Source organism: Paracidovorax sp. MALMAid1276 (genome assembly GCF_049198005.1).
Classification (GTDB): domain Bacteria; phylum Pseudomonadota; class Gammaproteobacteria; order Burkholderiales; family Burkholderiaceae_C; genus Acidovorax.
The window spans coordinates 1-7,150 of the sequence record NZ_JBMIRS010000050.1 but is presented as its reverse complement, the minus strand read 5'-3'; the positions used below and the strand labels follow the sequence as shown (position 1 = coordinate 7,150).

Below are 7,150 nucleotides of genomic sequence, written 5' to 3'. Positions count from 1 at the left end.
GGGCCGTTGCCAGCCCGCCCCCTCGCACCGATGGCATGGATCTGCGCCCACCCATCCGTTCACGCTGAGCCTGTCGAAGCGCCGCGCAAGGCTTCGACAAGCTCAGCCCGAACGGTGGGAGGGGCGCGACGACCGCCTTCCGGATGAGGCTGGGGTAACTGCGGAACTGAACGGGGATGGCCCCACCACTCGCAGCGCCACATCACCCGCAGCACCCCACCACCCGTTCACGCTGAGCCTGTCGAAGCGCTGCGCAAGGCTTCGACAGGCTCAGCCCGAACGGTTCGGGGCTATCAACGTGCGCAGACCTGCATCAGAAGAACCCGAGCTTGTTCTCCGAATACGAAACCAGCAGGTTCTTGGTCTGTTGATAGTGGTCCAGCATCATCTTGTGCGTCTCGCGCCCGATGCCCGACTCCTTGTAGCCGCCAAACGCCGCATGCGCCGGGTACGCGTGGTAACAGTTGGTCCACACGCGCCCGGCCTTGATCGCGCGGCCCATGCGGTAGGCCACATTGCCGTTGCGGCTCCACACGCCGGCGCCCAGGCCGTACAGCGTGTCGTTGGCAATCGCCAGCGCCTCGGCCTCGTCCTTGAAGGTGGTCACGGCCAGCACGGGGCCGAAGATTTCCTCCTGGAAGATGCGCATCTTGTTGTGGCCCTTGAACAGCGTGGGCTGCACGTAGTAGCCGCCTTCCAGGTCGCCGCCCAGGTGGGCCTGGCCGCCACCGGCCAGCACTTCGGCGCCTTCCTGCTTGCCCAGGTCCAGGTAGCTCAGGATCTTGGTGAGCTGCTCTTTGGATGCCTGCGCGCCCATCATGCTGTGGGTGTCGAGCGGGTTGGCGTGCTGGATGGCGGCCACGCGCTTCAAGACGCGTTCCATGAACTTGTCGTAGATCGACTCTTGAATGAGTGCACGCGATGGGCAGGTGCAGACCTCGCCCTGGTTGAACGCGAACAGCACCAGGCCCTCGATGGCCTTGTCCAGGAAGGCATCGTCCTTGTCCATCACATCGGCGAAGAAGATGTTGGGGCTCTTGCCGCCCAGCTCCAGCGTGGCAGGGATGAGGTTGTTGGCAGCGGCCTGCGCAATCACGCGGCCGGTGCTGGTGGAGCCGGTGAAGGCGATTTTTGCAATGCGCTTGCTCTGCGCCAGCGGCATGCCCGCCTCGCGCCCAAAGCCGTTGACGATGTTCAGCACGCCGGGCGGCAGCAGGTCGGCAATCAGCTCCACCAGGATGAGGATGGAAATCGGCGTGGACTCCGCGGGCTTGAGCACCACGCAGTTGCCCGCGCCCAGGGCCGGGGCCAGCTTCCAGGCCGCCATCAGGATGGGGAAGTTCCAGGGAATGATCTGGCCCACCACGCCCAGCGGCTCGTGGATGTGGTACGCCATGGTGTTCTCGTCGATCTCGCTGATGCCACCTTCCTGCGCGCGCAGGCAGCCCGCGAAGTAGCGGAAATGATCCACGGTGAGCGGGATGTCGGCGTTCAGCGTTTCGCGGATCGCCTTGCCGTTGTCCACGGTCTCGGCGTAGGCCAGGCGCTCCAGGTTCTCTTCGATGCGGTTGGCGATCTTGAGCAGCAGGTTGGCGCGCGTGGCGGCATCGGTCTTGCCCCAGCTGTCGGCGGCGGCATGGGCGGCGTCCAGCGCCAGTTCGATGTCTTCGGCGGTGGAGCGGGCGGCGCGGGTGTAGACCTTGCCGCTCACGGGCGTGATGACGTCGAAATACTGGCCCTTGACGGGCGGCACGAATTTGCCGCCGATGAAGTTGTCGTACTGGGGCTTGTAGGTGATCTTGGCGCCTGGGGCGCCGGGGGCTGCGTACACGGTCATGGTGTTTGTCTCCTGCAATGGTTGTGTGCTTGTGGGCATCGGGCGGACGCTGAAGGCCCGTCCGATGCCCACCCCCTACTCAAAACACGTGCCAGCGCGTGCCGGGGCACGGGCCGTTGATTTCATTGGGTTTTTGGCAGCACCCACCGCGCCCGCCTGTCGCAGCGGACCACCCCGCGCTGTGCCGGGCCGCGACACCTGTCACGAAATGGAACAGTTGGCGCGGGCCTTGGGGCCGCACGCTTGCCCCGCGCTGTGCGCGCCGCCATACTGGGCCACACACCACAAGCAGGGCGCCCGCGCGGCGACCCTGCACGGAGACAAACAACGTGCGCCCCAATACCTCCCCCGTCGCCCTGCGACAGGCCCGCCAGCAGCTGCTGGACTCTGGCCAGTGCCCCAGCGGCCTGGTGGACGAACGCCTGGCGCGCTCTTGGTCGCGCAGCATGACGGCGGGCCTGCTGCCCACGGGCCGTCCCCAGGGCATCGATCACCCCAGCAGCGGCACGCTGCGCCAGGTGCTGGCCAGCAACCCCGAGCTGCTGGCGCATTCGCGGCCGGTGATGGAGTACCTGTTCGAGCAGGTGCGCCACAGCCAGAGCGTGGTGGTGCTGGCCGACCGGCGCGGCATGCTCATGCACACGCTGGGCGACCCGCACTTTGTGGACAAGGCCGAACGCGTGGCGTTGACCAGCGGGGCCTCGTGGCACGAGGACCACCGGGGCACCAACGCCATCGGCACGGCGCTGGCCGAGGGCTGCGCGGTGCAGGTGCACGGCGGCGAGCATTACCTGGAGCGCAATGGCTTTCTCACCTGCGCGGCCTCGCCCATCCTCTCGGCCACGGGCGAGCTGCTGGGCGTGCTCGACATCTCGGGCGACTGCCGCAACGGCCACGCGCACACGCTGGGCCTGGTCAGCACGGCCGCGCGCATGATCGAAAACCGCCTGCTCGCCGCCACCTGCAAGCGCAACATCCGCCTGCACCTGCACAGCGCGCCCGAGGGCATCGGCAGCGTGGCCGAGGGCATCGTGGCGGTGTCGGGCGATGGCTGGATCGTGGGCGCCAACCGCATGGCCCTGGCCCAGCTGGGCCTGCGCGCGGGTGATGTGGGTGCCACCTTGCTCGAACGCGTGCTGCAGGTGCGGCTCGACGACCTGCTCTCGCACCACGCGCGCCGCCCGCAGCAGCCGCTGGCGGTGCGCACGCCCGGCGGCGCACTGCTGTTTGTGCAGGTGCAGGTGGATGCCGCCGCGTGGGTGGCCGCCCCGGCCCGGGCCAGCGCCGCAGTGGTGCCTGCGCAGGATGCGCTGGCCCAGCTGGACACCGGCGATGCCCGCTGGCGCAGTGCCGCCGACAAGGCGCGCCGCGTGGTGGGCAAGCCGATTGCGGTGCTGGTGCAAGGCGAATCGGGCGTGGGCAAGGAGGTGTTTGCGCGCGCGCTGCATGCCAGCGGCCCGCGCCGCGATGCGCCATTTGTGGCCATCAACTGCGCGGCCATCCCCGAGCACCTGATCGAATCCGAACTCTTCGGACATGTGGCCGGTGCCTTCACCGGCGCGCGCAGAGAGGGTCACCTCGGCCGCCTGCGCGAGGCCCATGGCGGCACGCTCTTCCTCGACGAAATCGGCGACATGCCCCTGGCCCTGCAGACCCGCCTGCTGCGCGTGCTGCAGGAGCGCAGCGTGACGCCTGTGGGCGCCAGCAAGGCCGTGCCGGTGGACTTTGCACTGGTCTGCGCCACACACCAGCAGCTGCAGCAAGCGGCCGAGTTGGGGCGCTTTCGGCAAGACCTGTACTACCGCATCAACGGCCTCACCGTGCAGCTGCCCGCGCTGCGCGAGCGCAGCGACTTTGTGGCGCTGGCCCAGCGCCTGCTGGCCGACCTGGCGACGGAACAGGGCCTGGGTTTTGAGGTGCAGGTGGCGCCCGACCTGCTGGCCCGCCTGGCCGCCCACGCCTGGCCGGGCAACCTGCGCCAGCTGGCCAATGTGCTGCGCACCGCCTGCGCCATGCTGGCGGATGGTGAAGACACGCTGGGCTGGGAGCACCTGCCGGACGACCTGGTGCAGGCGCTCACGGCAGCCCCGGCCCCCGCACAGAACGAAACCGCCGCCAGCCCGGTCTCACTGAACCTGCAGCAACTCTCCCGCGCCGCCATCGACCAGGCCCTGCAGGCCGCGCGCGGCAACGTCTCGCAGGCGGCGCGCCAGCTGGGCATCAGCCGCCAGACGCTGTACCGCAAGCTGGGCGCGCAATCACCACGCTGATAGCTACATTTATGATAGCTGTCTGCGCTTTACCAGTAAGCGCTGAAGACCTTTTTTAATCATATTTCTGGCGCCCGACCGGCGGGCGGGCGACCCCGGCTACGGGAAAGCCGGTAGGCCCATGGACTTTCGGTACAAGGCCGCGCACGGGGCGATTCCTAGACTCTGGCCCGGACCCTTCCCACCGACAACCTACCGGAGACAACCGTGAGCCCTTCAACCCGTTCCCCGTTCTTCTTCCACGCGCTGCGGCGCGCCGCCACCCGCGCCGGCGGCGTCCTGACCCTGGGCGCCCTGCTGCTCGCTGCCGCCGCCCCGGTGCAGGCGCAGTCCACCTTCAACACCACCTACCGCAACGGCAGCTCGTACAAGATCTACGGCAAGGAGCCGAGCGCCACGGGCAAGTACCCGCTGTATGTGCACACCACCGGCACCGGCGAGGCCTATGACAGCGCCTGGGCCAAGGCCGCGCTGGACGCCGCCGTGGCCCGCGGCTTTGTCGCCGCCACGGTCGAATACGACAACGCCACCTTCGGCAGCTGCAACACCATCAGCGGACGCGCCAAGGGCATCTTCGACGCGACCAATGCCAACAGCGCCGTTGCCAAGCTGTGCGCACGCGGCAAGGTCGACTGTTCCAAGGGCATCGCCACCGGCGGGCTGAGCCAGGGCTCCATCATCTCGGTGCTGTCGCGCAACTACGAGCCGCGCGTGCGCGCATCGATGGGGCAGGGCACGGGCTCGACCTACACCGCCGCCTACAACCTCGCCTCGTGCATGGCCGACGGCAAGCACACCCAGCCCGGCGACCGCATCCGCATCATCAACGGCGAGCGCGACATGTTCGTCGGCGGCACCGAAGCCATCGCCCGCTCGCAGGCCGAGCTGGTCACCGGCCTGCAGTGCGCGGGCCAGCAGTCGTGCTTCCGCAAGAACGGCAGCGGCTGGTACATCGTGAAGGACCGCGAGGTGGCCGACCTGAATGCCGACCACTGCTTCATGGGCAACCTGGGCGCCATCGGCGTGCAGTGCTCGGGCATTCTGGCGGTCGACCCCTACTACGAGTACGGCTCGGGCGAGTGGGGCGTAAAGGCCACCATGAACTGGCTCAAGACCTTCGTCACGCCCTGAAACTCCTAGGCGCCCGGCCATCGCTCCGGGCTTTTCCCGTTGCGCGGCGCCCTGGCGCCGCGCCCAATGAAGGTTCGCCATGACCAAGCAACGCCGTACCGCCGCCCCCCCTGCGCAGCCCATGCCCGGCGGGCGCATGGCCGCCGCTGCCCTGGCCCTGGGCGTCGGCCTGTGGTGGCTGTGGCCCGGCAGCGATCCGGCGGCACCGGCAGCCCCTGCGCGGCACGCGGGCACCGCACACGTCGCGCATGCGGGCGGGTTCCCGGCACCCGGCGCGACGGGGCGGGACCTGGCGCGCAGCACCTTTCCTTGGGAGCGCCTGTCCGGCGCCATCGACGACGACGCCGCTGCCACCCCCCTGGCCGACGGCGACCCGCGCACACACAACGCCGCCATCGACCCCGCCCGGCTCTCGGTGCACCAGCCCCTGGCGGCGCGCGCGCTGCTCGACCACGTGGCGCTGGCGCCGGAGCCCCGCGGCGGCCTGGTCGTGCGGGCCGTGCTGCCCGGCAGCCGCTATGAGCAGGCCGGCCTGCGGGTGGGCGACGTGATCCATTCGCTCGACCTGCCCGGCCAGCCGCCGGTTGAAGAGACCCTGGTCAGCCTGATGCTCGCGCGCAGCCTGACCCTGGAAGTGGTACGCGACAGCGCGCTGGTGCGGCTGTCCGTGCCGCTGGGCAACGCACCGCAGGCCCCCGCATGATGCCCGCCGAAACAGCGGCGCTCCCCCGGGTCCGCCTGCTGGGCGATGGCATCGTCTATGCAGGCCCGATGCGGCCCGGCCACACCGTGCGCCAGTCGGCCACGCTGCTGTGCGCGGTGGACGGCGCGCCGTTCACCGTCGATTGCGAGGGCCAGACGGTGGCCGCGCCCGCGCTGCTGGTGCGGCCCATGGTGCGCAAGGCCGTGCTGTCCGGCAGCCGGCCCATGGTGCTGATCGACCTGGAGCCCCACCACGCGCACTACCGCAGCTTTCACGGCGTGCCCCACCCCGGCGTGCAGGCCCTGCCGCCCCCGGCGGCAGCGCGGTTTGCAGACCTGGCGCAGCGCTTGTCGCACGGCCTGCTGGCAGGCCACGCGCTGGACGCGCAGGCCCACGCGATTGCGCAGGCCGTGGCCCGCAGCCTGCCGCCCCCCGCCCCGCTGGACGAGCGCGTGCGCATGCTCATGGCCCTGCTCGACGAAGACCCCGGCGCCGAGCTGGAGCGCCTGGCCCCGCACGTGGGCATCTCGCCCCACCACGCCTCGCGACTGTTCAACCAGGGCCTGGGCCTGTCGATGCGGCGCTATGCGCTGTCGGTCAAGATCCGGGCGGCGGCCAGCTTCATGGGCAGCGATCTGCCGCTGACCCAGATCGCGCAGGCCGCAGGTTTCGTCGACTCGGCGCACTTTGCCCGGGTCTGGATGCAGTGCTATGGCCACGCGCCCTCGCAGTTCTTCCAGCCCGACCGGGTCCAGCTCGACAGCACCGACCAGCCCGACTGGCTGATGTGGTACCTCGCGCGGCGCGACCGGTCCCTGCCGTCCCGGGGGCCGGACGCACAGACACCGTGGATCCACCGCCGCGCGGCGCCCGGCGCGGTGCGCACCGATGCGGCTTAGCGCCTGTTGAGGATGGTCTGCATAACGCCCTGCAGTCCGCGATAGCGCGGTCTCGGGCGGTCCGCGACGTTGCCTTTCTTGCCAATGGCCGCGCTATTGGCTGCAACAAGACGCCTTGCGGCCCATCCCGACCCGCACTACCACCGACTCGCGAGGGTTACGCAGGCCATCCTTCAAGGTCTTGTCGAGCCGTCGAGCCGGCACCACAGAACTTCAAATATCCGTTCGGGCTGAGCTTGTCGAAGCCTTGCGCGGCGCTTCCACGCGCTCAGCGTGAGCGGTTCAATTGGAAGCATGCAGTCTCAATCGG

Annotated in this window: 5 protein-coding genes; 4 read left to right on the top strand and 1 reads right to left on the bottom strand. The window is 69.5% G+C overall.

The window, feature by feature from the left end:
* Positions 1–313 precede the first annotated feature (313 nt).
* Positions 314–1,837, bottom strand: a complete 1,524-nt coding sequence (locus ACOQFS_RS02945) for an aldehyde dehydrogenase family protein (RefSeq protein ID WP_421561479.1) — start codon at positions 1,835–1,837, stop codon at positions 314–316.
* A 329-nt stretch (positions 1,838–2,166) separates the two neighbouring features.
* On the opposite strand from ACOQFS_RS02945, the gene ACOQFS_RS02940 reads away from it, so the two are divergent.
* The 4 genes from ACOQFS_RS02940 (at position 2,167) to ACOQFS_RS02925 (ending at position 6,840) form a co-directional block, all read left to right on the top strand.
* Positions 2,167–4,107, top strand: coding sequence for a sigma-54-dependent Fis family transcriptional regulator (locus ACOQFS_RS02940; RefSeq protein WP_421561478.1), 1,941 nt, complete (start codon positions 2,167–2,169; stop codon positions 4,105–4,107).
* Between the two features lie 207 nt (positions 4,108–4,314).
* Entirely contained in the window at positions 4,315–5,238 is a 924-nt protein-coding gene (locus tag ACOQFS_RS02935; protein WP_421561477.1) for a hypothetical protein, read from the top strand.
* A gap of 79 nt (positions 5,239–5,317) precedes the next feature.
* A complete protein-coding gene (locus ACOQFS_RS02930) occupies positions 5,318–5,941 on the top strand; it encodes a hypothetical protein (protein ID WP_421561476.1) in 624 nt (207 codons plus the stop codon).
* A complete protein-coding gene (locus ACOQFS_RS02925; protein ID WP_421561475.1) occupies positions 5,941–6,840 on the top strand; it encodes a helix-turn-helix domain-containing protein in 900 nt (299 codons plus the stop codon). The genes ACOQFS_RS02930 and ACOQFS_RS02925 overlap by 1 nt, the downstream gene beginning before the upstream one ends.
* Positions 6,841–7,150 lie beyond the last annotated feature (310 nt).